Source organism: Natrarchaeobius chitinivorans, from assembly GCF_003841505.1.
Lineage (GTDB): Archaea > Halobacteriota > Halobacteria > Halobacteriales > Natrialbaceae > Natrarchaeobius > Natrarchaeobius chitinivorans.
On record NZ_REGA01000002.1, the window covers coordinates 58,509 to 82,563 of the forward strand.

At 64.0% G+C, this 24,055-nt stretch carries 22 protein-coding genes; 5 read left to right on the forward strand and 17 right to left on the reverse strand.

The genetic code is table 11. The annotated features are described in order from the left end of the window. Positions 1 to 4 precede the first annotated feature (4 nt). The 5 genes from EA473_RS02695 to EA473_RS02715 form a co-directional block, all read right to left on the reverse strand. A complete protein-coding gene (locus EA473_RS02695; RefSeq protein WP_124194136.1) occupies positions 5 to 1,237 on the reverse strand; it encodes an ABC transporter permease in 1,233 nt (410 codons plus the stop codon). Continuing rightward, positions 1,234 to 2,487, reverse strand: a complete 1,254-nt coding sequence (locus EA473_RS02700; protein ID WP_124194137.1) for an ABC transporter permease — start codon at positions 2,485 to 2,487, stop codon at positions 1,234 to 1,236. The genes EA473_RS02695 and EA473_RS02700 overlap by 4 nt, the downstream gene beginning before the upstream one ends. Then, on the reverse strand, positions 2,477 to 3,241 hold the full coding sequence (locus EA473_RS02705; RefSeq protein WP_124194138.1) for an ABC transporter ATP-binding protein: 765 nt from the start codon (positions 3,239 to 3,241) through the stop codon (positions 2,477 to 2,479). The genes EA473_RS02700 and EA473_RS02705 overlap by 11 nt, the downstream gene beginning before the upstream one ends. 412 nt (positions 3,242 to 3,653) lie before the next feature. Beyond that, positions 3,654 to 5,510 carry a rhomboid family intramembrane serine protease gene (locus tag EA473_RS02710; protein WP_124194139.1) on the reverse strand — a complete coding sequence of 619 codons (1,857 nt, stop codon included), beginning with the start codon at positions 5,508 to 5,510 and terminating at the stop codon, positions 3,654 to 3,656. 49 nt (positions 5,511 to 5,559) lie between these two features. Next, on the reverse strand, positions 5,560 to 5,787 hold the full coding sequence (locus EA473_RS02715; RefSeq protein WP_124194140.1) for a hypothetical protein: 228 nt from the start codon (positions 5,785 to 5,787) through the stop codon (positions 5,560 to 5,562). On the opposite strand from EA473_RS02715, the gene EA473_RS02720 reads away from it, so the two are divergent. Then, entirely contained in the window at positions 5,786 to 6,070 is a 285-nt protein-coding gene (locus EA473_RS02720) for a DNA-directed RNA polymerase subunit L (RefSeq protein ID WP_124194141.1), read from the forward strand. The genes EA473_RS02715 and EA473_RS02720 overlap by 2 nt on opposite strands. 201 nt (positions 6,071 to 6,271) lie before the next feature. Here EA473_RS02720 and EA473_RS02725 read toward each other — a convergent pair whose 3' ends face one another. The 4 genes from EA473_RS02725 to EA473_RS02740 all read right to left on the reverse strand — a co-directional run bounded on the left by EA473_RS02725 (position 6,272) and on the right by EA473_RS02740 (position 10,459). Next, positions 6,272 to 7,105 carry a hypothetical protein gene (locus tag EA473_RS02725; protein ID WP_124194142.1) on the reverse strand — a complete coding sequence of 278 codons (834 nt, stop codon included), beginning with the start codon at positions 7,103 to 7,105 and terminating at the stop codon, positions 6,272 to 6,274. 389 nt (positions 7,106 to 7,494) lie between these two features. Then, the gene (hisF, locus tag EA473_RS02730) at positions 7,495 to 8,310 is read right to left on the reverse strand and encodes an imidazole glycerol phosphate synthase subunit HisF (protein ID WP_124194143.1); all 816 of its coding nucleotides are present in this window, start codon (positions 8,308 to 8,310) and stop codon (positions 7,495 to 7,497) included. Positions 8,311 to 8,378: 68 nt separating this feature from the next. Beyond that, positions 8,379 to 9,725 (reverse strand): hypothetical protein, encoded by a 1,347-nt coding sequence (locus EA473_RS02735; protein WP_124194144.1) that lies wholly within the window; start codon positions 9,723 to 9,725, stop codon positions 8,379 to 8,381. Next, on the reverse strand, positions 9,722 to 10,459 hold the full coding sequence (locus EA473_RS02740; RefSeq protein ID WP_124194145.1) for a hypothetical protein: 738 nt from the start codon (positions 10,457 to 10,459) through the stop codon (positions 9,722 to 9,724). The genes EA473_RS02735 and EA473_RS02740 overlap by 4 nt, the downstream gene beginning before the upstream one ends. 114 nt (positions 10,460 to 10,573) lie before the next feature. Between EA473_RS02740 and EA473_RS02745 the strand changes: the two genes are divergently transcribed. Then, positions 10,574 to 10,765 (forward strand): DUF7550 family protein, encoded by a 192-nt coding sequence (locus EA473_RS02745; RefSeq protein WP_124194146.1) that lies wholly within the window; start codon positions 10,574 to 10,576, stop codon positions 10,763 to 10,765. Between the two features lie 136 nt (positions 10,766 to 10,901). Here the strand turns inward: EA473_RS02745 and EA473_RS02750 are convergent, their stop codons facing one another. Together EA473_RS02750 and EA473_RS02755 are read right to left on the reverse strand one after the other, a co-directional pair. After that, complete coding sequence (locus EA473_RS02750; RefSeq protein WP_124194147.1) at positions 10,902 to 11,129, reverse strand: ribbon-helix-helix domain-containing protein; 228 nt, start codon at positions 11,127 to 11,129, stop codon at positions 10,902 to 10,904. 318 nt (positions 11,130 to 11,447) lie between these two features. After that, positions 11,448 to 11,747 carry a hypothetical protein gene (locus EA473_RS02755; protein WP_124194148.1) on the reverse strand — a complete coding sequence of 100 codons (300 nt, stop codon included), beginning with the start codon at positions 11,745 to 11,747 and terminating at the stop codon, positions 11,448 to 11,450. Positions 11,748 to 12,085: 338 nt separating this feature from the next. On the opposite strand from EA473_RS02755, the gene EA473_RS02760 reads away from it, so the two are divergent. Together EA473_RS02760 and menD are read left to right on the forward strand one after the other, a co-directional pair. Further along, entirely contained in the window at positions 12,086 to 13,444 is a 1,359-nt protein-coding gene (locus EA473_RS02760) for an isochorismate synthase (RefSeq protein ID WP_124194149.1), read from the forward strand. Further along, positions 13,441 to 15,243, forward strand: coding sequence for a 2-succinyl-5-enolpyruvyl-6-hydroxy-3-cyclohexene-1-carboxylic-acid synthase (gene menD / locus EA473_RS02765; protein WP_124194150.1), 1,803 nt, complete (start codon positions 13,441 to 13,443; stop codon positions 15,241 to 15,243). Before EA473_RS02760 ends, menD begins: the two co-directional genes overlap by 4 nt. A 73-nt stretch (positions 15,244 to 15,316) precedes the next feature. Here menD and EA473_RS02770 read toward each other — a convergent pair whose 3' ends face one another. From EA473_RS02770 to EA473_RS02785, 4 genes are all read right to left on the reverse strand, one after another. After that, entirely contained in the window at positions 15,317 to 16,285 is a 969-nt protein-coding gene (locus EA473_RS02770; RefSeq protein ID WP_124194151.1) for a J domain-containing protein, read from the reverse strand. A gap of 370 nt (positions 16,286 to 16,655) precedes the next feature. Continuing rightward, entirely contained in the window at positions 16,656 to 17,387 is a 732-nt protein-coding gene (gene psmB / locus EA473_RS02775) for an archaeal proteasome endopeptidase complex subunit beta (protein WP_124194152.1), read from the reverse strand. 116 nt (positions 17,388 to 17,503) lie between these two features. Further along, positions 17,504 to 18,520, reverse strand: a complete 1,017-nt coding sequence (locus EA473_RS02780; RefSeq protein WP_124194153.1) for a GNAT family N-acetyltransferase — start codon at positions 18,518 to 18,520, stop codon at positions 17,504 to 17,506. Between the two features lie 93 nt (positions 18,521 to 18,613). Next, positions 18,614 to 19,885, reverse strand: coding sequence for an antibiotic ABC transporter permease (locus EA473_RS02785; protein ID WP_124194154.1), 1,272 nt, complete (start codon positions 19,883 to 19,885; stop codon positions 18,614 to 18,616). A gap of 200 nt (positions 19,886 to 20,085) precedes the next feature. On the opposite strand from EA473_RS02785, the gene EA473_RS02790 reads away from it, so the two are divergent. Next, positions 20,086 to 21,204, forward strand: a complete 1,119-nt coding sequence (locus EA473_RS02790) for a DUF354 domain-containing protein (protein ID WP_124194445.1) — start codon at positions 20,086 to 20,088, stop codon at positions 21,202 to 21,204. Positions 21,205 to 21,566: 362 nt separating this feature from the next. Here EA473_RS02790 and EA473_RS02795 read toward each other — a convergent pair whose 3' ends face one another. Both EA473_RS02795 and EA473_RS02800 read right to left on the reverse strand, forming a co-directional pair. Continuing rightward, entirely contained in the window at positions 21,567 to 22,895 is a 1,329-nt protein-coding gene (locus EA473_RS02795) for a hypothetical protein (RefSeq protein ID WP_124194155.1), read from the reverse strand. Continuing rightward, a complete protein-coding gene (locus tag EA473_RS02800) occupies positions 22,892 to 24,034 on the reverse strand; it encodes a polysaccharide deacetylase family protein (RefSeq protein ID WP_243645176.1) in 1,143 nt (380 codons plus the stop codon). Before EA473_RS02800 ends, EA473_RS02795 begins: the two co-directional genes overlap by 4 nt. Between the last annotated feature and the right edge of the window lie 21 nt (positions 24,035 to 24,055).

Consider the following 24,055-nt stretch of genomic DNA (forward strand, 5'->3'; position numbering starts at 1 on the left):
GTCACTACTCCTCGAGATGTTCGATCCGCGCGTATTGGCCGGCTCGCCAGCCGGTGACGGCCGCGACGACCGCTCCGAGCCCGATCGCGAGTCCGAGTCCAACGGCGTACACCTCGAGGGGCGTCTGAAGTAACTCGTCGAACCCGACGACAGACGCCGAAAGGTAGTTGAGTCCGGCAGCGAGCGGCGGCGTCGCTGCGAGCCCGATCAGCCCCCCCAGGACCCCGATAACGACCCCCTGCGTGCCGATCGTCCCGGCGAGCAGCCACCGCGACAGACCGATCGCACGCAACGCCGCGAGTTCGGTTCGTTGCTGGTAGGTCACGAGCGCGAACAGGTTGACCGTGAGGACGGTCCCACCGAGAATCGCGAGCCCAACGAGCGTGAAGCCACTCGCGATCACGACGGGCCGGTCCGCCAGCATCGCGCCGATCTGTTCGTCGCTCGTGTGGACGTCGTACTCCGGATACTCCGCCTCGAGGTCGTCGCGGACCGCGTCCTGGTCGGCGTCGTCGGTGACGTTCGCGGTGATGAACGTCGCCCTGTCCGTCCCCGTGGTTCCGGTGATAGCCTGCAGATCCGTGAGCGCGAGCGTCGCCGTTTCGGATCCGAGAAACTGTGAGTAGTACGACGACGTTCCGACGACGGTAAACTCGGCGTCCGGTGCCGTCTCCCGGCTGGTGCCGACGTAGATCGTGTCACCGACGGAGACGCCGAGTTCGTCTGCGACCGCGGGATCGAGAACGATCTCTTCGGTCGCCGGCTCGGTCGTTCGTCCGTCGGCGAACGCGTCCTCGGACGTCTCGAAGCCGCCGCCCTCTTCGAAATCGAAGCCGGCGTGGGTCCGCTGGACGCCGACGGCGGGGAGCCGTCGTAACTCGTCCGGTTCGGTGCCGACGTATATCTCGTGCATCGCGATCGGCGAGGCTCCGCTGACGTCCTCGCGTTCGGAGACGTCTCTGGCGATTTCGTGTGATCCGACGATCGAGTTCTCTCCGCCCCCGGTCGACGTATCGACGGGGTCACCCGAGATCCAGATGTCGCGACCGGCGGTGTCGAGCCCGTCTTCGCCCGCGTCGACGACGCCGGCTCCCAGACTCGCGAGCAGCGTCACGGACAACACCGCGATTCCTACCGCAAGAACGGCCAACAGCGTTCGACCGGGTGACCGACGTAGTTGTGCGAACGCGATGCTGGCCACCGCTCGCGGCCGAACGGTCCGGCCACGCGAGGTCACTGTCCCACCTCCTCGAGAGCGGAGGTTCGGGCGGCCACGGCGAGCGGGTACGGGACCGCGATCAGTGCGGCGACGAGTGCGACGGCGACCGCGTACGGAACGAGCAGCGGATGGCTGGCGGCGACGCCGTCGACGGCGACGGCGGCTCCGCTTACGGCGTTGACGAGGCGAATGCCGACCAGACCGAGGGCGGCCCCGATGAGTGCTCCACACACCGTCGTCGCCAGCGTCGAGACCGCCACTATCGCGAGGCGGCCACGCGTTGGAACGCCGACAGACTCGAGAATCGCGAGCGTTCGTCGGTCCTCGTTGACTGTCATTCCGGCGGTCGTCGCGACGAACGACGCACAGATGGTCACCCCGACGATCAGCGCGAGCAGTCCGGTCGCAAACGCCAGTCCGTCGTCGAACACCGCCGACGGATCGTCGCCGCCGGCGCTGTCGACGCTCCCGTGGGGATAGGCGTCGGTGGCGGCCGAGTGAGCCGCTTCCTCCTCCCCCCACACCAGTATCTCGTCCGCGAGTTCGCCGTCACCGCTGCCCGTGAACGTCTGCAACTCGCTCAGGTGAACGAGGGCGATCGGAACGCTCGAGTCCGGACCGTCGTCGACGGCTGTAACCGTTCGCGAGAGATGTGGTGATCCCCCCTCGAGGTGTGCGGCCGGGACTTCGAGTTCGTCACCTTCGTTCGCCTCGAGCTGGCGTGCTGCCGCCGATGAGAGGACGATGTCTCCGGTCGGCGGGCCGTCGTAGGAGCCGTTTGCGTAGTGGGGATCCCCCGGCTCGAGGCCGTCGGTCGGCAGACCGGCGACCGTACGGCGCTCGTCGTCGGGGACGACGCCGACGAGGAGAACGCTGTGTTGATCGCTTCCGTCGGCAGTTTCGAGCCGACCCAGTTCGACGAGGACCGGCGACGCGTGCTCGACCCCTTCCTGTGACCGGATCTCGGCCGCCCGGTGTGAACTATCGCCGAAACGGGGTTCCTCGACGCCGTCGATACTCGCGAGGGTAGAACTCTCCTCGGGTGCAATCCGGACGTCCGCGTCGGTATCGCTCGTGACGCCCCCCGCAAGCGCGAGCGCGACGCCGGTTACGATCACCAGCAACGCGATCGTCAGCGCGACTGCGCCGACCGTGGCGACGGTTCGACGCGGCCCGGTTCGCGTCGCCCGGTTCCAGACTCTCACGAGCGAGAGGCCAGTGAGCCCCCGCCACCGCGATCGTCGATTGGCGTCCCCGTCAGACCCCATCCGAGATCACCGCCCCGTCGCGAAGCGTAATCACCCGATCCGCGACCGCCAGCGTATCGTCGTCGTGAGAGGCGAGCACGACCGCACGCTCTCGGCCGACGTCGGTCAACAACTCGAGAACGTCCGATCCCGTCGCCGTATCGAGTTCGCCCGTCGGCTCGTCCGCGACGACGACGTCCGGATCGGTCGCGAGGGCCCTGGCGATCGCGACCCGCTGACACTCGCCGCCGCTCAACTCGCCCGGGAGGTGGTCGGTCCGATCCTCGAGACCGACCTCTTCGAGGAGCGTCTCGGCCCGGTCTCGCCTCGTCGACCTGGGGACGCCGGCCTGGACGAGCGGCAGTGCGACGTTCGCCCGCGCGGAGAGCGACGAGAGGAGGTGAAACCGCTGGAAAACGATCCCGACGTGTCGCCGACGGAGCCGCGTTCGGTCGCGGTCCGTCACCGACGTGAGATCGGTTCCCAGCAGTTCTACGGTCCCGTCTGCCGGAACGAGCAACCCGGCGATCGCGTGGAGGATCGTCGACTTTCCGCTCCCGCTCGGGCCCTTCAGGCCGACGATATCGCCAGCCTGACACTCGAGCGTGACGTCCCGGAGTGCGGTCACCGTTCGGTCACGGTCGGTGCGCAACTGGCCGCCGGCCGAGCCGTAGCTGTGGGTGACGCCCTCGAGACGAACGGCGACCGCCGAATCGCTCTCCGTGCCCGTATCCGAGTCCGTCGTCGGTGATCGCCGTAGTACGCGTTGGATCATCTCCAGTTTCGACCCAGTACTCACCTCGAGCGGGCGAGCCATTGTTTCAGTCCGGCTTCCGATTCGGCCCCGGTCGTTAATCGCTGCCCGAGTCGGTCGTCCGGGACCGCTCGGCCTCGAGCGGCGCGGAGGGTTCATCCGGCCGTATACCGGCCGTACACCGGGTGTAGACCGAATCAAATGGAAATAACGTCGTCCACAACCGCCGAAACGTACACGTACAGCCGACTGTCCGGAAAAGAATCAGCCGTGCGGACTACCGTCCGTCGATTCCGGATCTTCTGCGACCGACGTTCGGCCGGGCCGGTGAACAGTCTCGCCGTTCCTTCTCAGACGGTTTACTGTCCGTCATTACCGGCTCACCCGACGCCCTGGTCACGGGTGAGCAGGTACATCGTAACAGCAATCCGTATCAGCTGTACGTCTCCGCGCTCGCGACCGCGACCTCGGTCCCGTTCGACGTCGCGTAGATCGTTCCCTCGTCGTGCTCGAAGGTAATGCCCCCAGTCTCGACCGACTCGTTCGCTGCCGGTATCGCCGCCGTCGAGACGGCCCCCGTCTCGAGCGACTCGACCGCGAGCAGAAACTCGCCGTCGTCCGGTTCGATCGTCACGGTACTCCCGTCTATCAACGCGTCCACGCGACCGGGATCGGATTCGTACACGTGTCGGGGCGACTCACCCTCCTGCCACAGCCAGACCTGATAGACGGTGTCGTTTCCGACGGGTTCCCACCCGGCGCGCTCGACGTAGACGGTTTCGCGCCACCCCACTCCACCGACGGTAATTCGTTCGGATCCGGAGAACGCGAGGTGTTGGCTCGTCACCGCCTCGAGCCAGAGGTGACGTTCCTGGCTCGAGACGACGACGCCGCTGGCCGTGAGCCCGGCATCGTCTTCGATCGCATCGATGCCGATCCCGGAGACGAGTTCGTTCTCGGCTTCCTCGACGTACTCGACGGTGTACTCTTCGACCTCGACCGTCGGCCGCTCGGAGTGGGCGTCGCCCTCGAGGACGAGCAGGTTGGCGGGGATCGCCACTCCGGTGAGCGTCGCGAGGACGAGGGCGACGACGAGGACCGCACCCTTCCGTCCGTCCGCACGCTTCCGACGCAGACGACCGCCCGATTCGACGCCGGTTCCGATCTCGCGAACGCGCTCGAGGCGATCGATCGAAGGGTGCGAGTCCCTCCCGCCGCCGGAACCCGACAGCCGCTCGAGGAGCGTCTCGCTCGTCGACGGCCGGTCGGATCGCCGAATGCGACCGAGGGCGCGATCGACTCGCCCCGGAACTGGTATCGTATCGGGACCGGCGACTGCGAACGTGATCACGAGCGCGAGCGTCGCGACGACGACGACGCCCGGTCCTCGAAAGAGCAGGAAGGAGTTCCCCTCGCCGAACCAGTAGATCTGCCAGAGTCCTTTCGAGAACGCATAGAGGAGGACGGCGATCCAGATTCGAAATGCGCTCGGACGGACCCCACGGCGCTCGAGCAGGACCAGCCCGAGGACGAGGCCGACGAAAAAGCCGAGCGCGTGGCTCTGGATGGCGACTTCGGCCCACGACGGTGCCGACGGCGGACGCGGCTGAGCGACGTAGACGAAAATCGGCCTGCGAACCGAGTTGTAGATCGTCACCAGCGCGCCCTGTATCCCGATCGTCGCGATCAGGGTCGCGATCGGATAGCGGACGATCGCGAAGCCGGCGAACGCGAAGACGACGCCGGAAAAGCCGATCACGGGGCCGAGTGCGAACAGGCTCGTGAAGATGCCGACGGCGAAGACGACCAGCGGGAAGACCACGAGCGCACGGATCCAGGGAGTCTCGAGCCACGAACGTCCGTCTCCGTCGTTGGCCGGCCGAACGCGTTCATCGTCGTTCGATTGGTCGTCCCGATCGCCGTTCGGATAGTGGCCCCAGGCGTACTCGGCGATGGGTGCGACGACGATCGCAGCGATCACGTTACCGACGAGGTGGCCCAGGCTCGCGTGTGAGACCGTCGAGGTAACCATCCCCAGGGGATAGAAGTACGACCACGCCCGAAACGGGATCGTCACGGGGTCGGACAGGTCCGAGATTCCGTCCTGGACGAACAGATAGACGGCAACGACGACGGTGAGGACGACGACCGTCCCCCACGGCACCCCGTAGACGAACCGTTTTCGGGGGATACCACGGAGCCGTCGACCCGTGGGGTCGATACGGGTCACGACCGCAACGGAACCGACGAGTACCCCGACGACAGCAATAGCGAGGACGGCCGAGAGCATATCCAGTAGTTCGACCGGAGTGGTATAGTGATTGCTTTCGATCCCAAAGTCACCGACGAGGCGTCGGTCCGAGAGACGCGCTCGCCTCGCAGTAACCGGTCGTTACGACGCTCGAGGGGTCGTCGCCGCGACGGTCGGGAGAACGACCCGTCGATCGAGTCGGCGGTTCGGTCGGATCCGTCCGACGGAAATCGACGTCGACCGACCGGTATCCTCCGAGGTCGAACGGGAACGCCTTCGAAAGGTACAAGCAGTCGACGAACGGAGACGTTGGCATGGAACTGCGGGTCACCGAGAGCAGCGAGAACGAACTCTCGATCGAGATCGCCGGCGAGGACCACACCTTCATGAACGTTCTCAAGGGAGCGCTGCTCGAACACGAGCAGGTGAGCGCTGCGACCTACGACGTTAATCCGGAGCAATCGGGCGGTCAGACCGAACCGATCCTGACGATCAAGACCGAACGCGGCGTCGATCCACTCGACGCCCTCGAAGAGGCGGCGGTCGACATCAGAGAGAAGACGGTCGCGTTCCGTGAGGCGTTCGAAGCCGCCGCGTGAAACGTCAGGGTCGAGCCCCGTGGTATTCGCCCTGTGATTCTGTCCACGACGGATCGGACCCTCGCTTTCGGCTCCGTTCTTTGCTTCGTCTCCACGGAGCGTCGGCTCTCGAGCAGGGTTCGGATCGGTGTGAGGTGTCACCGAACGCCTTCGAATTCGGGAACGGCCCCACGGACGAGCTGTCGAGTTGCGGCAACCCTCCTAACAGGTCGCGTAGTAGACGTAGACGTCGTCGTCGACCACGTGGAGGTCGACCCCTTCGGTGTCGTAGCCCCGCCTCACGTCGTCGCCGACCTCCGACGCGAGCAGTCGGTCTACGACCTCGTCGGCGAGAGCCGCTTCGTCCTCGAGTTCGGTGATCGATAGCTCCGCTGTCTGTAGCCACCCTCCGACGGGGGTCACAGAACAGTCAGCACCGAAGTCCGCTGGGGAAACTGCGTCGGGCTGGGCATCGTCGTACTCGATCGCCACGTACGCACGGTTTAGATACTCGGCGTACGCCGCGAGTGAGTCGTCGTACGCCCGCGACTCGCCGTCGCCAGCCGTTCGCTCCGCCTCGAGGCGCTCGTGTATCTCGCGTTCGGCCTCGTCGAGGTCGATTCCGGCGGCTTCGGTCCCCTCGCCGGGTGCATCGGGCAGCGGCGGCGGGCCGATTCCGGGCAGTATCGACGCCGGGATGATTCCCGTCGCGAACAGCACTGCGACGGCCGCGATGAGGGCGAACACCGGAACGTACGGCTTCGCAACGGCCAACCAGCTCGGTGTCTCGAGTTCGCGGTCGACGTCGGCGTACGTCTGCTCGACCTTCTCGAGTTCGTGGTTGTGACACCGCGAACAGGGCGGGTTGTTCTTGACGTGATCTCGGCCGCAGTCGGTACACCGCCAGACGTAGGTGGTTCCGGTGTCGACGGTTCGGGGCCCGGACTCCTCGTCTGCGCGGACGACCGCCTCCTCGAAGACGTTATGTCCACAGTTATCACACGGTGGATCGTTCTCCTCGTGGGGCTTTCCACACCACGTACACCGCCACTTCACGAGTCGGACAATCGACCGATACGAGAAAAGCGTGACGAATGTGGTGGGTGTCTGCGGTCGATGGTTGTGGCGACCGCCGACTCATTTTCGTGGGCATCGATTCCGGCGTCGCCCGTCAGGACGAGCGAGTAAACGGTTATCGAATCCGAACACGGGAGCGCGAACGCGGTGGGGGTTTTTGACGTGTTCGCGGTCGCACTCGAGACACACCCAGACGAACGACGTCGGACGCGGCGCGTCGTCTGCGTCGGCCGTTCGGGCGAGCGAATCGTGTCCGTAACCTGGGCACGACGATCCGTCCGTCTGCAGACCGTCTCACAGCGCTCACACCTCTGCGATATCGACCAACTGTCTGAAAATAAAGTTGCTACGAATGATATTATCGGAATCTACAGCCGGACGGGGACGTCGCGTTCGTCCAGATACTCCTTGGTCTGCTCGATCGAGTACTCGTCGAAGTGAAAGATCGACGCCGCGAGTCCGGCGTCGGCGTTCGCCTCGGTGAAGACGTCGTACATGTCTTCGGGATCGCCACAGCCGGAGGAGGCGATGACGGGCGTGTCGACGACGTCACAGACCGCACTCGTCAGCGCCAGGTCGTAGCCGTCTTTGGTCCCATCCTTGTCGATCGAGTTGACGAACAACTCGCCCGCGCCCCGGGCTTCGGCTTCGGCGGCCCACTCGAGGACGTCGATTCCGGTCCCCTCGCGGCCGCCCTTTTTGGTACATTCGAACCAGCACGACTCGCCGTCTATTTCGACGTAGTGCTCACCAGCCTCGTCGAACCGCCGCCTGGCGTCGACGCTGATGACGATACACTGGCTGCCGAACGCGCGTGCCCCCTCGTTGATGAGTTCCGGTCGCTCGAGCGCGCCGGTGGTGATCGACACCTTGTCCGCACCGGCTCGCAAGGTCTCTTTGATGTCCTCGGTCGTTCGGATGCCGCCGCCGACGGTCAGCGGGATGAACACCTCGTCGGCCACGCGGGAGACGACGTCGAGCATCGTCTCGCGGCCCTCCGCCGAGGCAGTGATGTCGAGAAAGACGAACTCGTCCGCGCCGGATTCGTTGTAAGCTTTGGCCATCTCGACGGGATCGCCGGTGTACTCGAGGTCCTCGAAGTGGACGCCGGTGTACACCGCCGGATTCCCCTCGTCGTCCAGATCCACGTCGATGCACGGGATGATTCGCTTCGTCAGTGCCATTTCGTACTGATCCGTTCGCACCGAGGGTAGTAAAGACGAGTGGATCGCACAGCCACGAACGAACCCTGTTACTCGAGTACTCTTGAGCGGATCGCAGAGACGGCCTCCGGAAGGGCGTCGAACCGGGCCCGGTGGCACGCGTACTCGCTGTACTCTCCACCGATCGAAACCGTGGTGTCCCGATCCCGGTCGCCGTGTCGGCGGATCGTGTCGTCGGTCCACTCGAGGGACTGGATCGTCTGCGCGAGTTGGTGTGCCCCGATCGAGGGCGTCGGTATTTCTTCGAGTGCCGACTCCGCGGCGGCAATCGCCGCTTCGCGTTCGGTGCGAACCTCACCGACCGAGTCCGGGGTCTCGAGATCGCCGTCATCGAACCGATCGCGGACGGTTTCGAAGGCGCGGCGTTCCTGTTCGAAGCGAACGGCTATCGATAGTCCCGTTCCGAGACGCCCGTCCTCGGCTGCCTCAGCGACGCGGTCTCTCACCCTGTAGACCGGCCGGACCGCGTCCCAGAGCAGCGTCTGAGGGAACCCCTGCTCGACCTCGTCCTCGACGAGTTCCGCGAGCCAGTCGTCGGTATCCTGATCGGGCAGATCGACCTGATTCGTGGCTTCGACCGACGTCTCGAGCGCGTTCTCGAAGATCGGCTCGAGATCGACCGAGTCGTCGGTCTCCGCCCCGTAGCGGTCGGTCAGGTGATCCCACGCGTCGACCGTCGCCGCGACGAACTCGAGGTCGGCCGCGCCGTCACCGATATCGATCACGTTCGAGTGGTCGTCGACCCGCCACCGATCCACGCGACGCCGTGCCGTCGCCAGATCGTCCTCTACGTGAGCGGCGAACAGCGCTGCCCGGATCCGTCCGTCGTCGGTGTCCTCGCCGCGGTACTCGAGGGTCTCGAGGCGACCCTCCACCAGGGTGGTCCGCTCCTCGTGTTCGTCGACGAGTCCGCCGACATCGGGGTCTTCGACGGCCGAAAGCGTGGTTTCGGCCCCGCGAGCGGACTCGCGAGCGGAGACGACGGCGTCCCTCAGACCGTAGTAGGTCTCCGGTCCCGACGTTTCCCGTGCCTCGTCGCGGTACTCCGTCGCGCTTTCGCGTCGTTGATCGATCGACTGTCGGACGACGCCGTTCGGAACCGTCTCGTCAGCGACCGGATCCGGAACGTCCGCGAGCAGGGATTCGACGCGCTCGAGTCCATCCTCGAGGGCGACAGAGTCGGGTTCGACGGGAACCGGCCGGTCGACGTCCGGAATCGGCTCGTCGAGGATGGGTTCGACCTCCGCCGGCGAGAGCCGGATCGGACCGTCGTCGTCCCCGATCGATGTGAAAGTACAGCCGGCGAGACTGGCGGTAGTCGCCGTGGCGACTCCCGCGAGGAACCGTCGTCGGGTCGCGTTCGAGTGCTCCGTCATCGATCTCCTCCGTCACCGTCGGCGGATTCGTTCTTCTCGTCGGAATCGCCCGTTCCGTCGAAATCTCCCTCCTCGACGGGATCGCTCGTCCCATCCTCGTTATCTGCCCCGTCCGTTTCGTCCACCGAGTTCGGACAGGACATGCTTTCGCCGCTCCCGCGACTCGAGGGCGATTCGTCGTAGGCGTGTGAGACCCGGATAAACAGCGCCTCCATCAGTTCGAGATCGGCCTCACACGGGGTCGTCGGACGCTTCAACGTCTGACAGTATCGCGTCCGGAACCGATCGGGGTCGGCCCTGACGCTCAGGAGGTGGCGACGGTAGCAGTCGTCGATAGATCGTTGCTCGACCACGATCGACTCCGAGTCGAAGTCGGTCTCTGCGAGGAACGCTCGAGCTTCGGGTTCGTCGTCCGACGCGATTACGAGGTCGGCCGCGTCGTCTTCGTCGAGGACGAACGTCGGTCGCCTCGGCCGTTTCGTTCGCTCGTCGTCGGCCGCCTCTGGCGGATCGTCGCGCGGGTAGACGAACGTCTCGTCGTCGGTCGACCGAAGCGTGAACAGGTCGAACTCGTCGGATTGGCCGGGATACGGACCGGTGCCTTCGCTGGCCTCGTGTTCGACCGTCGTACCCGATTCGACCGCGTCCGTACCGGTACAGCCGGCGATCAGCGCCGACAGAGCACCGATTCCGCTCGCTAACAGCCGGCGGCGGGGAGGTTCGCTGGAGGGCATTCGTCCAGGCTTGTCTTTCGTCCAGTAAATACTCTCTGGATACATGTTCCGAACCGCGAACGGAGGTCTCGAGACAACGAACGGTATAAGTCGACGACGAGGCAACACCCATACATGACGGACGATACCGAACGAGACACTCCGGACGATTCGGCTGCAGACGTCGGTCACGACCTCGAGGCCGAGCGGACGACCGCACCGATGAGCGAGTACTCCTCTCGAGACGTCACCGTCGGCATCGTCGTGTTTCTCGTCGGATCCGCGATCGCGTTCGGAATACCGCTCCTTTCATACGGTTTACTGTAAGTCATAGCCGGCGCACCCGCGATCCGGGCGGCGGGTGCACCGGTAAACAGTTACAGTAAACCGCATCAGTGGCGGTTTGACATCCTCCCCGCGCTGAGGCGGGAGGTTTTGTGCCCGCTCACCCTATAAGAGGAGATTAAAAGACGTATTCGTCGTCGTGGCCCATCATTCCGTCGTCTTCGAGTCCTGTTCCGCCGGCACCACTGTCTTCTTCGTCCATCGGTCCGCTGGTCTTGTAAGCCTTGATTCCTGTCGAGAGTAGATCCTCGATGGCCTCCTCGCGGTTGACGAACTCACCGCGTTCGACCATCTGAGCGATCTGCATCTCGAGATGCTCCGGGATCGTGATCTCTACTTTTGGCATCTGATTCGGCTTTCGGCGAGGGGGTATTTAGGTTTGACGGGGATTTTCCGACGCTGGATTCGAACGGGGAGACTGTCACCTGATACGGATTGCTGTCCCGATTTACGGCGCACCCGCCGCCCGGGTCGCGGGTGCGCCAGAAGTGACGTACAGTAAACGGTATGAAACGGACACTGCCGCCTCCAACGAGTGATTATCGTCGAAAAATCGGTCGAACCCGACCTCACTCGGTTTTCCTCGAGTGAGGTTGTTCACGCCCCGCCAAACTGTTGTCGCAGCGTTCGTCCGGAGTGCGAAGCCGAGCGGAGACCGACCGTCCTATCGGTTCCCCATCATCGAGTCGATCGCGTTCTTGAGCGACGTTCCCGGCCTGGTGATCATCTCGAGTTGCTGGCGCATCTTTCGCTGGTTGAAGTAACTCGCGAACGCGAGGATCGTCGGCGGCCAGAGACCGACGAACAGTCCGCGCTCTCTGTCTCCCCGCAGGAAGAAGTAATACCACGCGAGACCGACCGATGCGGCTGCTGCGAGGACCGCAGGCCCCATCGCTTGTTCACTGACCTCTTCGGCTGCCTGTCCGGATACGTCCCGTTCTGCCAGCTGCTGTTTGCTCGCCATACGAACGTCACGTCGGCCAGACGCTACTAATGGATGGCGAGGGTTTCGCGAGGAAGGCTTCGAATTGAGGGGGTCGACCGAATCGTTCGAACCGTTTCGGTAGACGTGCAGTCTGGCAAACTTGAGGTTACTGGCTATAAACTGACAGTAATGGCCCGTCTCGAAAGCCTCCTGCGTTCGAGGGCCCGTCGTTCATTTCTCAGACCGAAGTCGAACTGGTCGTGAAACCCTGCTCGATTCATCCGGTCCGGGAGTCGACGAACGCACCGAATGCCGACCCCCCGACACGAACAGCGATATAGTTAGGCTGAAGACGTACCGGTCCCGAATCTCGGTCGATGGATCGTACGTCGGGTGAGAGGCGGCTGGCGACCGGATCGGGTACGACCCCGGACGGAGAGTCGGTCGACCTGGTCAGTCGCAGCCGTGAAGTCCCGGACGTCTCCTTCGCTGCAGTCGTCGACACCGCGACCGAGCCACGGATGATGTGGGCTGCACCGAACGGACTCGAGATCGCCGGCCGCGGGACCGCCGCCCGGTTTGTCGCGACCGGACCGGATCGGTTCGACCGAATCAGAACGCAGGCGAAGCGCGCGTTCGATACGCTCGATCACGACGGACCGGCGGTCGCCCGTCCGCGGGCGTTCGGCGGCTTCTCGTTTCACGACGGTCACGTGTCGGCCCCTCCCTGGGACGGATTCGAAGCCGCGTCGTTCGTCGTTCCGCGGACGATCGTCACGAGAGACGAACAGGACGGGATCTGGCTGACCACCGTCTCGAGTTCCGCGGCGACGGCCGACGATCGGCTCGAGTACTGGACCGAGCGCCTCACCGAGAGTCCGGCGATGAGTTCAAGCGGGTGTGGCCCCGGCGTCGTCTCGACGCACAGAACGACGTCACCGTCGGTGTGGGCCTCACAGATCGAACTCTCCCTCGATCGGATCGCGAACGGAAACCTCGCGAAAGTCGTCCTCGCCCAGGCACTGTCGGTCGACCTCGAGACGTCGATCGACGTCCCCGAAACGCTCGAGCGGCTCCGTCGACAGTATCCGAACTGCTATCGATTTTTAATCGGTCACGATCAGGGCGGGACGTTCTTCGGCGCACCGCCCGAACGGCTGGTGTCCAAACGCGGGCAGTCCGTCGAAACGGAAGCGCTCGCCGGATCGGCGCCGCGCGGTGAAACGCCCGAGCGAGACGACGTGTACGCCGAGCGAATGCAAGACGACGAAAAGCTTCAGCACGAACACGACCTCGTCGTTCAGGCGATTCGGGACCAACTCGAACCGTTCGCCCGAGAACTCGAGGTAACCGAGCGGACGATTCGCAAACTCGCGACGATACAGCACCTGCAGACACCGATCAGGGCAACCCTCGAGGACGACCGCCACGTACTCGAGATCGTCGAAGCGTTGCATCCAACGCCCGCGGTCGGCGGCGTTCCACCCGACCGGGCGTGGGAGACGATCCGGGAGACCGAGACGTTCGACCGCGGCTGGTACGCCGCACCGATCGGCTGGTTCGACGGCAACGGCGACGGCGAGTTCGCGGTCGGCCTCAGGTCTGCGGTCGCAATCGACGACACCGCGACGCTGTTCGCTGGCAACGGGATCGTCGCCGACAGCGACCCGGAAGAGGAGTGGGAAGAAGTCGAACTGAAGTTCCGACCGATCCTCGACGAACTCCGAAGTCAATGACCGCCCCGAACCGATCGACGCTGTGGGGACGGGTTCTCGTCGACGAACTCGCGGCTGGCGGACTCGAGGCGGTCTGTATCGCGCCCGGCAGTCGGTCGACACCGCTGACAGTCGCGTTCGCCGCTCACCCCGACGTCAGGGTCTACTCGCACCTGGACGAACGATCGGCAGCCTTCTTCGCGCTCGGTCGAGCGCGACGAACGGGCGAGCCGACGGCGCTCGTCTGTACGTCCGGGACAGCGGCAGCGAACTTTCATCCAGCAGTAATCGAGGCCGATCGAGCGCGGGTGCCGTTGCTCGCGCTGACGGCGGATCGGCCGCCGGAGCTCCGGGACAGCGGGGCGAACCAGACGATCGACCAGGTAAAACTCTACGGCGACGCCGTCCGCTGGTACGCCGACCTTCCCGAACCGGAAGCCGACGAACGGAAAGTCCGTAGCCTCCGGACGACCGCGGCCCGGGCACTTTCGGAGACGACCGGCGTCCCGCCGGGTCCGGTCCACCTCAACTGTCCGTTTCGAAAGCCGCTCGAGCCGACCGCCGACCCGGGGTCGGTACCCGACGCCTTCGCGGAGACGCTCGCCGGTTCTGGACGCGACGGTGCGTTCGTGGAAACGAGCGCCGGCAACCGACGTCCAGAGGCGGGGGACGTTCGATCGCTCGCCGACGCCCTCGAGGCGGCCGATCGGCCGATGATCGTCGCCGGACCGGCCGATCCTCGGGATCGGATCGACCTCGACCCCCAGACGGTGGCGGCTGTCGCCGAACGTATCGGTGCGCCGATTCTCGCGGATCCGCTCTCGAACCTGCGATTTGGTCCCCACGTCGGCGAGGCCGACGGCCGAGCGGCTGATGGGAGGATCGTCGGCGGATACGACGCGTACGTCGACCAGTTGCCCGAACCCGACGTCGTCCTCCGACTCGGCGCGTCTCCAACCTCGAAGTCACTCCGGAAGGCACTCCGTGATGCGGACGCCCACCAGACGGTCCTCGATCCCGCCGGTGCCTGGCGCGAGGCGACGTTCACGGCAACTAAACTGCTCGCAGCGTCGCCGGGAGGGGTTTTCGATCGATTGCTCGAGGACGTCGACGAGCGGGCGGCCGACTCGACCGAAACGGGGTGGCTCACCGCGTTCGAGGAGGCGGAGAGAACCCACTGGTCCGTCCGGGAGGACGCCAGGACGGACGACGCGCTCGAGGCGGAGCCGTTCGAGGGGGCGATACTCGCGTCCGTCTTCGAGAACGCGCCGGATCCGTCGACCGTGTTCGTCTCGAACAGCATGCCGATCCGGGACGCAGACCGGTTCGCCCGCCCGCGGTCCGCGGCGCTTTCGGTGCTTGCAAACCGAGGTGCCAGTGGTATCGACGGCATCACGAGCACCGCACTCGGTGCCGGCAGCACGACCGACGACCCGCTCGTTCTCGTGACCGGAGATCTGGCGTTTTACCACGATTCGAACGGCCTCCTCGCGATCGATCGGTGTGACGTCGACGCGACGATCGTCCTCATCGACAACGACGGCGGTGGCATCTTTCACAAACTCCCGATCGAGTCGTTCGACCCACCGTTTACCGAACAGTTCAAAACGCCACACGGCCTCGAGTTCGACGAGTTAGCGTCGTTTTACGATCTCGCGTTCGAGCGGGTCGACCTCGTCGACTTCGCGGATGCCTATCGACGCTCGCTCGGCAGCAACGGCACGGACGTCCTCGCAGTCGAGTTCGACTCGACGCGGAGTCACCGACGACGGGACGCGCTCGAGGAACGCGTCAGGGAGTCGGTGGATAGCGACGAATAGAGCGGTTTATCGGTCTCTCCAGGTCGACCACAGCACAGGGCCCACACAATCCCGGCCGCAGAGCCCACCACAATCACGGCCGCAGAGCCCACCACACCAGTACAGCGTAGCAAAGCGGAATCCAGACGAGCCCTATCGAAACCAATCCGCGAACAGAGAACGGGTCGATCGGCGAGAGTCGGGTGAGTCCGACCGGAAACACCACTCCCCACCAGCCGAAGATACCGATCGCGATCCGGGGCATCGTCAGGAGGTAGGCGACGACACCGAGCGTACAGCCGATCAGAACGAGGTTGAAAACCGCCGAGAAAAGCGGCGTCACGCTCGCGTAAACGAACACCGGATAGAGTAGCCACACGCAAGCGAGCGCCACCGCCGTCGAGTATCTGACCGACCGGCCGTCCCACTCGAGGTCGACGTCACCGTCCCAGTCGTGAACTGCGTATCGAAACTCCTCGTCTCCGTCGTCGTCGATCCCGCTCGTCTCCGTTCGACCGGCGGTTGCTCGAGTCGTCGTCGTGGTCCGTGTCGTGTTCGTCCGTCCGCGTTCGTTCCCGGTTCGGCCGGTTCCGCTCGTCCACCCCGCCGACCAGTCGGCGGTCGCTCGCTGGCGACGGTACCGGTTGCGGGCGTGGTGGCTCCGTCCGTTCTCGTCACTCTCGCTGTGACTTCGCTCCCGGCCGCTTCGGCCGGCCGTGCGTCGTCCAGCATTCGTCGACTGGGATTCGAACCCGACGCCGGTCGACCGCCGGCGGTCCCGGTGGGACGATCCCCCGGCGTCGTTCGATCCCGTTCCCGGTTCGCTGGCGTGATCGGCGAGTCGGACGTAGGCGTCGTGACCGAGCCGATCGTAGCGGGCGCGTTCCGTCCCATCCGTCAGGACCGACTCCGCGGTCGAAACCCGCTGGAACTGGTCGACTGCGTCGGGATCGTCGTTGTGATCGGGATGGGTCTCGAGGACGCGCTCGCGATACGCTTCCCGGATCTCGTCGCGACTCGCGTCGGGGTCGACCTCGAGTACGTCGTAGTAGGTTTCCCCCATCCGACGACGACTCGAGTCCCGAACATCAAAAATGTATAGTAAACATCACAACTGGTTTCCCCCATCACACAGTCCACCGTTTTCGCTCGTTGCACTCGCTCACGGGTCGTTCCTCGCCGCTCGCTGTTCCGCGGTTCTCGCTCCCTGTGGTCGCCGCTCGCTGTTCCGCGGTTCTCGCTCGTTTCACTCGCTCCGAACCGCGTACGCTCCAAACCGCGCGCTATCCATACTCGAGGCGACCGTCGATCCGCCGAAATCGGTTCGGGAAGAACTGTCGGAGGCGTGTGGGCCGCAGCGTTACGGCGGACAGCCGTCCCGTCGACGGCCGACAGTACTGTCGTTTCGATGACCGTCGCGAAAATCAGCGCCGCTAGATCACTTCGTCGAAGTCGTGGTGGCCGTGGATGTCGACGCCTTCGTCGGTGATCTCACAGAGGAAGACCCCGTTTCCGGAGCCGGTGTCTCGCTCCGCGGCGGATTTGATGCCGCGGGCGGCGATAGTCGTCGCCTCGTCGTTCGAGAGGTCGTCTTCGTAGGCCTGCTCTAAGTGACCGTAGGCGAGTTGCATTCCGCTGCCGGTGACGGTGTAGTCGTCTTCCATGACGCCGCCGGCCGGGTCGATACTGTAGACGTGGCTTCCCTCCTCGTCGACGCCGCCGAGGATCGGGTGGATTGCGAAGAACGGACCGCCGCGGGCGAAGTTCCCGGCGAGCGTCGCGAGCGCGTCGATGCTCATGTCCTCTCCGCGACGCGCCTCGTAGAGGTTGACCTCCGCGCGCAGACTCGAGATGAACGACTGGGCTCCGCCGACGCTCCCGACCATCGTCAGCGCCCCGGTCGGGTGGATCTGTTCGACCTTCTGAACGTTCTTGTTCGAGACGAACCGGCCGCCGAGGCTCGCTCGCATGTCCGTCGCGATGACGACGCCGTCGGCGGTCGTGATGCCGATCGTCGTCGTTCCGGTCTTGTTGACGGTATCGAGGTCCGCGCGCGTCAGTTCGTTTTGCGGCATCGACCCGACTTCCGGCTCGTACGGGTTCGGATCGTTGCGCAACTGATCAATCGTTCGGGAGAACTCCGACTCGTGTGTGGGCGTTCGCATTGACAGACCCTTACGGCCGGAACGGTATAAAAGATCGGCGTTCACATCGGTCGTTTCCGCTTCGTCGCCGACCGACACCGTGAGGTGCTCGAGGGAGTCGATTCCGACGGCGGCCCTCACTTCATACTCGAGAACTTCTGGTAGGCCGATTTGGCGATCGACATTTCGAGGCCCGACGATTCGACCACGTAGTACGGGCGCAACTCGCCGTTGAACTTCCCTTTGTACTCACAGAGGCGTTCGGTGTTCGCGCCGACGAGATCGTAGCCGGTCACCGACTCGAGGTCGGGATCGGTGACGATGTCCTCGAGGATACGTCGGTGTAAGAGATTGTTCACGCTGACGTGATCGTAGGACGCGGTAACGCCGCCTTGCCAGTAGTAGGCCAGATCCGGCGCGTAGAGCGTGATGATCCCACTCTGGTACGTACCGTCTGGCGCGCGAGCCACGTACACCCGCCACTGGTCGTCCTCGAGCGTCGAGAGGAGATCACGAAGGAACGGTCTGGACATCGGCGCGGTGTCGTCGTACTCGGCGTACTGGTCGACCACGTCGTCGTAGACCCGAAGGGCTGCGTCGATCCCCTCCGTTTCGATCGAGAGATCGACCTCGTCGTACCGTCGCATCTCGTTTCGCAGGCTCTTGCTGAAGCCGGCCATAGCGTCTTCGTCGTCGTCACAGCCCTCGAGGTCCACCACGTACGTGAACCTGGGTTCGACCGTGAGGTCGTTCCAGGCGAACGGGCGAGGATCGGTATACTCGAGCGAACAGGTCGTCCGAAAGAGCGTCGATCGGCTGGCTACCTCGAGGTCGTCGACGACGGCGGAGACGAGTTCGGTGTTGATTCGTTCGGCCTTGCGCGGTTTCGGACTGTTGGGGTCGAGTACCGGCCCGAGTCGCGGCACCCCGAGTGAAACCGGCGGAGAAAACGCCGTCTTCCCGATCGATCGCTCGCCGACGAAGACGGGCAGCAACCCGACGGACTGTTGACCCTTGTACGCTCCGTACAGTCGGAGCGTCGCGTCGGTGTGATCGTCGAGAACGGAGAGGGCATCCGGATCGTGAAAGACCTCGTGACCGGTCGACGGGAGCGCCTCGCGCCAGTCCTCGAGGTCGATTCGTTTGACGTCCATGCTATGCCGGCGTTCGGCCAGGATCGACCTTGTTATCCACACAGTAACTGCCCGAAGAGTATCATGGAATCACGTACGGAACCCGGGGCTGGGTCAGTCTCGAGCGAGTCGGTAAGATTGTGCCGCGTTCGACTCGCATCGAGCGAGGAGATACTCGGAGAGCGCGTAGGCCATCCAGGCCTGACACCACCGCATCAGCGTCACCCGCTTGGTGTGGTGTCTGAACTTCCGGTAGTAGAACTGTCCTTCTTCGACCTGCAGATTTGCGAGTACCCAGCGGAGAATTCGGTCGGCAGTCTCGAGGTCCCCTTCTCGGGTAAATACGAGCAGTCCCTGTGTGCTCGCGTGGATGTCACGTGGGTATGCGTTTTCTTCGTCGAAGTTCGGCGCACCGTCGAGTTCGAACAGCTCGGTCCGGTAGAACTCGAGGGCCGACGTAAGCGTTTCGTCGTACCTATTTTCGTCGACGACGTCCCGATAGCGCTGGAAGGACTCGATGACGAACCCGTTGTGATGACTGTCCATCGAGAGGTGTGAAGCCGAGGCCGGGAGCCGATACGGCCAGCCGCCGACGTCGGTCTGGTTGGCTGCGACGTGATCCAGGATCTTCGTCGCACGGTCCCGAAACTCCTCCTCCCCGGTGTGCTCGTAGAGGTCGACGAACATACCGGCACCGAGTGCGGCGGCGTTTATAGTGTACGAGTCGTCGGGATGGTTCAGGTGATAATCGATCTTCGCACCTTCGGGAACCTCCCGGTAGTCCAGATCCTCGATCACGAACGAGGAAGCAGTCTCGGCAATTTCCGCGTACTCTGGATCGAGATCGGCGTTCTGCAAGAGCGCCCTGACCGCGTAGGTCGTCGAGACGACGTCGGGATCGCTCGGCACGCCTTTCGTGTGGAGGTGCTGGATCTGATGGCGGTGACCGCCACAGAACCCGCTGTAGCCCGTTATTCGTTCGTCGATCAGCCACTCTGCGAGTCGATTGGCCTCACCGATCGGGTCGAACGCGACGTCACCGTCGACGCCTCCCGCGGTTAGCAGCTCGTGATAGTTGCGGTTCGCCATCGCAAACAGCGCCGCCCCCTTGTAATTTCGCCGCTGCTCGACTCGAAACAGCGGCCTGACGTCGACCGGTGCCCGTTTGACGACCTCCTGTACGGCGAGATTGACTATCCTGTGTTCGAACGGCAGCGACTGCAAGACCTGGCTGCTCATTCCGTCTCCGTAATCCGGGCCGATATAGTCGCGCCGGCGTGCGTACGCGAGCGTCGAATCGAGAACGGAGACGTACGAGTCGATCGATGGATTGCGTGTTCTCCTCTCGTCTCTCTCGTCCGCTACCGTCGCTACGTTTGGCTGCATCTACGGATAGCTGGGAACATATCCACATTATTATATGCCCGCTACTCCCGTCTCGAGACCGCTTACACGACCGTATTCGGATTCGAAGCCGCGTTACTCCCGAACTGATGGGTATCCGGAAAACCGTTTTGCGAGGTATGTCCTAGATAACAAACCACGTCGGCCTCCCACCGTTCGGACAGGATACAGTGGCCTCCAGCATGAAATACCTGTTTTTCACAAACACGCCAGCACACGTCCACCTGTACAAACACGCGGTTCGAACGCTCCGTGAGCGGGGCCACGACGTTCTGGTCCTGGCTCGCGATTACACCTGTACCGTCGATCTGCTCGAGTGGTACGAGCTACCGTACGAGGTGTACGGAAGCTGTGGAACGACGAAGGGATCGTTGTTGAGCCGTCTGCCGGCACACTACGCCCGCGCGATCCGACTGGCGCTTCGGTTCGATCCCGACCTCGTTTTCGGGATGGGCGGGTACGCGGCTCACACCGGTGCGGTCATCGGCGCGCCGACGGTCTTGCTTATCGACTCCGAGCCGGCGTCGTTCGATCACACGATTTCGACGCCGTTCGCCCGTGCGATCATCACGCCGAATACGTTCCGGAAGGACCTCGGAGAGAAACACTACGTATTTTCGGGTTTCAAGGAGTGTGCGTACCTCCACCCGGAGATATACGAACCGGATCCGACGATCAGGGATCGCCTCGGCGTCGGTCCAGACGAACCCTACGCCATCCTCCGTTTGAACGCCTTTGGCTCCCAACACGACGTCGGAAAGAAAGGGATTACCGGCAGTGCGCGGCGACACATCGCCGACCACCTCGACGAGGAGGCGACGGTTCTCGTCTCCGACGAGGGCGACGATACCGACCTCGAGAACATCTCTGCACGCCAGTTCGATCTTCACCCAGCCCTGATGCACGATGCGCTGGCCGAGGCCGAGTTGCTCGTCGCCGACACGCAGACGATGGTCACCGAGGCTGCCCTTCTGGGAACGCCGGCGATCCGATCGAACTCGTTCGTCGGTGACGACGACATGGGGAACTTCGTCGAACTCGAGAACCAGGGATTGATCCACAACGTCGGCTCAGTCGACGAAATCGTCGATCAGGCGATGGGCGTCCTCGCGTCCGACGGCATCGACGAAACGTGGCAACGACGGCGCGACGAGTTCCTCTCTGACAAGGCGAACCTCACGGAGATTATCGTCGACGTCGCGACGGCCAACGGTCGCGTCGACGAACTCGAGTCGGTTCGCCAGTTCGATGGAGCGCTCGCGTCGGAACCGTCCGCAGCGGTTGGTGTCGGCAGCGACTGACACGGATCGCTACACCGATTTGCCGGTGCAACCGCAGACGGGGTCGGGATTACACTGAGAATTCGTTCCAGTACGACGTATGATACTGCTCGTCGTCCCGGTGGTCCGGTAAGATCGGGGATGGGGTGTGGTGGACCTCCCGACCTTCTCTCATACGGTTTACTGTACGTCAGCACCGAAGACCGGGAGCCGTCCTGCAGCCGCTCCGGTACAGTTACAGCAATCCGTATCAGAGATGTCGACGAGTTCTCTCGAGCCGTTTGCCGCTGGAATCGACCGCGTCGGCGCAGTACTCGTCGACGGTACGTTTCCCACTCCCGAAAGAACGAGCGATCTTCGACCGATCCGTTCGACCGAGACGCTCAGCCTCGGCGGTCCCGGAGAACCCACACCACTGCAAGCGAGAAGACGACGACGAGCGCAGCGCCGGCTTCGAACCCGGGCGACGGGTACGCATGGCTCCCCTCGTCCGTTGGTTCCGGCTGTTGCTGTGCGACCGCGAAGCCGTCCATCGAGGAGACGTTCGCCGTCAGGTGGTAGGCCCCTCCGGAATCGTCACGAACTGTCGTCTCGGACTCCGTCCACGCGGAGCCGTTCACCTCGTAGAGTGCGAGTTCGTCCGGTTCGAGTTCGCGTTCGGAGAGCAGGTCGGCGTCGACGGTGAAATCGACGGTCCCCGAGACGTCGGCGTCCGTTTCGACGGACAGGTGGGATAGCGACTCGACGTCGTCGGGCGACTCTGGCGGGCCGTCCGGTCGATCGTTTTCGAACGCGAACGTGGCGTCGCCCTCGAGGCCGGTGAGTTCGATGCGTTCGAAGTGGACGTCGTCTGCCGACCCCGTCGTCGGCTGAAGGAAGACGCGGTCGTCGGCGCTCGCACCAGCGACACCGGCGAGCAGGCCGTCGTCGGTTCGATCGTACGCGACGGACGGATCGTCACACGTTCCGGTTCGGATCGTCACTGGGTCCTCGAGCGACGGAATCTCCGTTCGCTCTGGATTCTCGGCATCGCCCGAGAGGACGTGCCAATCGGTAATCTCCCCGTCCTCGAAGAACTCCGGATCGTACAGCTCGTCGTCGCCGTAGAACGGTGAATTCTCGTTGAATCGGGGGTGGATCGTCGCCACGAACTCGTCGTTGAGGCCGCCCTGAACCGCTCCACCGTCGGTCCGAGCGTCCCGCCAGATCCAGGACGCGCTGACCCATCCCTCGCCTTCGTCCCACTCGGCCATGTTCGACTCGCCGTCGTAGAGGTCGTCCTGGACGACCCACTCGCTTTCGGCGGGAAGGCCGACGATGTCGAACGTGGCGACTCCGCCCTCGGTGTCGCCGTTGACCTGATCGTGTATCACGACGAGGCTCGTTCCGTCAGTCCCCTGGTGGAGAAAGAGGAGGCTCGTGTCGTCTTCCTGTAAGTGCTCCGTTCCGTACGAACTGTACTGTCGCTCCTCAGGGTCGGCGTCCGGATGGGTTTCGTGGTTCCGATAGTCGTAGAACGACTCGACCGTCCCGTCGGTCGACAGCGGTTCGATCGGTTGACAGAGATCACCCTGTTCGACGACGTACGAGTCCGCCGATTGCGTACTCGCCTGCGCGGCCGTTCCGGTGTTTGCCCCTACCACGACGCCACCGACTCCGCTGACGATCAGGAGCAATGCGACGGCAACCGCCGACGACGCGTTCGATTTCATGGCTCACCTCGTCGTTCTCCCCTCACCGGACACCGGTTCGGTCGCCCGACCACGTCGACTTGATCGGCCGGTTCGGTCGCTTCCGTCGACTGATACGGTCCGTCGTAATTCGTAATCGGTGTTCGCTGGCCCGTTCGAGCGATCTCCGATAACACGTTACGACGATCCGTATGAACCGGTCGATCGGACTCCGACGCCGTTTCGCTTGGCTGCTCGCGTTCGATCGCATCGAACAGTTCCTCCGGCGGTCCGATCCAGGCATCCAGTTCCTGTGCCCGTTCGACGAGCCAGCGATAGAGTTCGCGGTGTCCCGGGAACTCCCGCTCGTTGAAAAAGCGCGGATGCCAGAGGACGGTCATGACGGCGTCGTTTTCCGCTGCCTCGGTCAGCAGCCGCTCGCACACACGACGGGCGGCATCGGGCTGGGATCCCGGATCCGGGAGGGTCTGATCCATGATCGTCAGCGGAAACACCACGAACTCGTCCCCGAACGGGCGAAGCGGTCGGTATCCGTCGTGGAATCCGCACTCGGTACACGAGCCGAGGCTCGCGTCGTACTCGAGACCGATCCGTCGGTGGTAGTACCAGGTGTCGGGGACGGTAAGACGCAAGTGGTGCTGACGGCCGCCGGTAACGTCCCCCTCGAGGATCGACTCGAGCGTCGATTTCTCTGTTGTGAGTCGGTCGGGGTCGTCGGGGGAGTGGTACGACCCGTGGAGGCCGACCTCCCAGCCGCCAGCTTCGAGGGCGCGGATGACCTCGACGATCTCCTCGGACGTGACGTCGTATCGCCCGAGGTGCTGGATCCAGTTCGACGGCGAAAACCACTCACTGAGGGATCGATCTCTCAACAGGTGTTGTTCGTTCAGGAAGTAAAACGCCGAACGGACGCCCAGCTCTTCCTCGAGGTCCATGAGTTCCTCGAACTGCCAGTAGGGGTTCGACGACCGAAGCGCCGTCCGAAGGTGGTACGTCGGTCGCTCTCGGGTCGCGTAGTAAAGCGACCGGACCCCCTTGTACGGTCGGTCGACGTCGTGAGTAAGACAGAGAGCGAACTCGCCGTCGACGGGAATCGTTTCGACGCGGGACGCCCGGGGCGACGCCCTCGCGGATTCGTGGCTCCGTATCGGATCACTCATACGTCTGTACTCTCATCCGAA

Bases quoted from the DNA above. Each gene is read 5' to 3' on its own strand.
- EA473_RS02755 (WP_124194148.1), bottom strand. From the start codon at position 11,747: ATGGCGAGCAAACAGCAGCTGGCAGAACGGGACGTATCCGGACAGGCA.
- hisF (WP_124194143.1), bottom strand. From the start codon at position 8,310: ATGGCACTGACGAAGCGAATCATCCCGTGCATCGACGTGGATCTGGAC.
- EA473_RS02745 (WP_124194146.1), top strand. From the start codon at position 10,574: ATGACGGACGATACCGAACGAGACACTCCGGACGATTCGGCTGCAGAC.
- EA473_RS02740 (WP_124194145.1), bottom strand. From the start codon at position 10,459: ATGCCCTCCAGCGAACCTCCCCGCCGCCGGCTGTTAGCGAGCGGAATC.
- EA473_RS02720 (WP_124194141.1), top strand. From the start codon at position 5,786: ATGGAACTGCGGGTCACCGAGAGCAGCGAGAACGAACTCTCGATCGAG.
- EA473_RS02750 (WP_124194147.1), bottom strand. From the start codon at position 11,129: ATGCCAAAAGTAGAGATCACGATCCCGGAGCATCTCGAGATGCAGATC.
- menD (WP_124194150.1), top strand. From the start codon at position 13,441: ATGACCGCCCCGAACCGATCGACGCTGTGGGGACGGGTTCTCGTCGAC.
- EA473_RS02735 (WP_124194144.1), bottom strand. From the start codon at position 9,725: ATGACGGAGCACTCGAACGCGACCCGACGACGGTTCCTCGCGGGAGTC.
- EA473_RS02780 (WP_124194153.1), bottom strand. From the start codon at position 18,520: ATGGACGTCAAACGAATCGACCTCGAGGACTGGCGCGAGGCGCTCCCG.
- EA473_RS02760 (WP_124194149.1), top strand. From the start codon at position 12,086: ATGGATCGTACGTCGGGTGAGAGGCGGCTGGCGACCGGATCGGGTACG.
- EA473_RS02705 (WP_124194138.1), bottom strand. From the start codon at position 3,241: ATGATCCAACGCGTACTACGGCGATCACCGACGACGGACTCGGATACG.
- EA473_RS02710 (WP_124194139.1), bottom strand. From the start codon at position 5,510: ATGCTCTCGGCCGTCCTCGCTATTGCTGTCGTCGGGGTACTCGTCGGT.
- EA473_RS02715 (WP_124194140.1), bottom strand. From the start codon at position 5,787: ATGCCAACGTCTCCGTTCGTCGACTGCTTGTACCTTTCGAAGGCGTTC.
- EA473_RS02785 (WP_124194154.1), bottom strand. From the start codon at position 19,885: ATGCAGCCAAACGTAGCGACGGTAGCGGACGAGAGAGACGAGAGGAGA.
- EA473_RS02790 (WP_124194445.1), top strand. From the start codon at position 20,086: ATGAAATACCTGTTTTTCACAAACACGCCAGCACACGTCCACCTGTAC.
- psmB (WP_124194152.1), bottom strand. From the start codon at position 17,387: ATGCGAACGCCCACACACGAGTCGGAGTTCTCCCGAACGATTGATCAG.
- EA473_RS02795 (WP_124194155.1), bottom strand. From the start codon at position 22,895: ATGAAATCGAACGCGTCGTCGGCGGTTGCCGTCGCATTGCTCCTGATC.
- EA473_RS02800 (WP_243645176.1), bottom strand. From the start codon at position 24,034: ATGAGTGATCCGATACGGAGCCACGAATCCGCGAGGGCGTCGCCCCGG.
- EA473_RS02770 (WP_124194151.1), bottom strand. From the start codon at position 16,285: ATGGGGGAAACCTACTACGACGTACTCGAGGTCGACCCCGACGCGAGT.
- EA473_RS02700 (WP_124194137.1), bottom strand. From the start codon at position 2,487: ATGGGGTCTGACGGGGACGCCAATCGACGATCGCGGTGGCGGGGGCTC.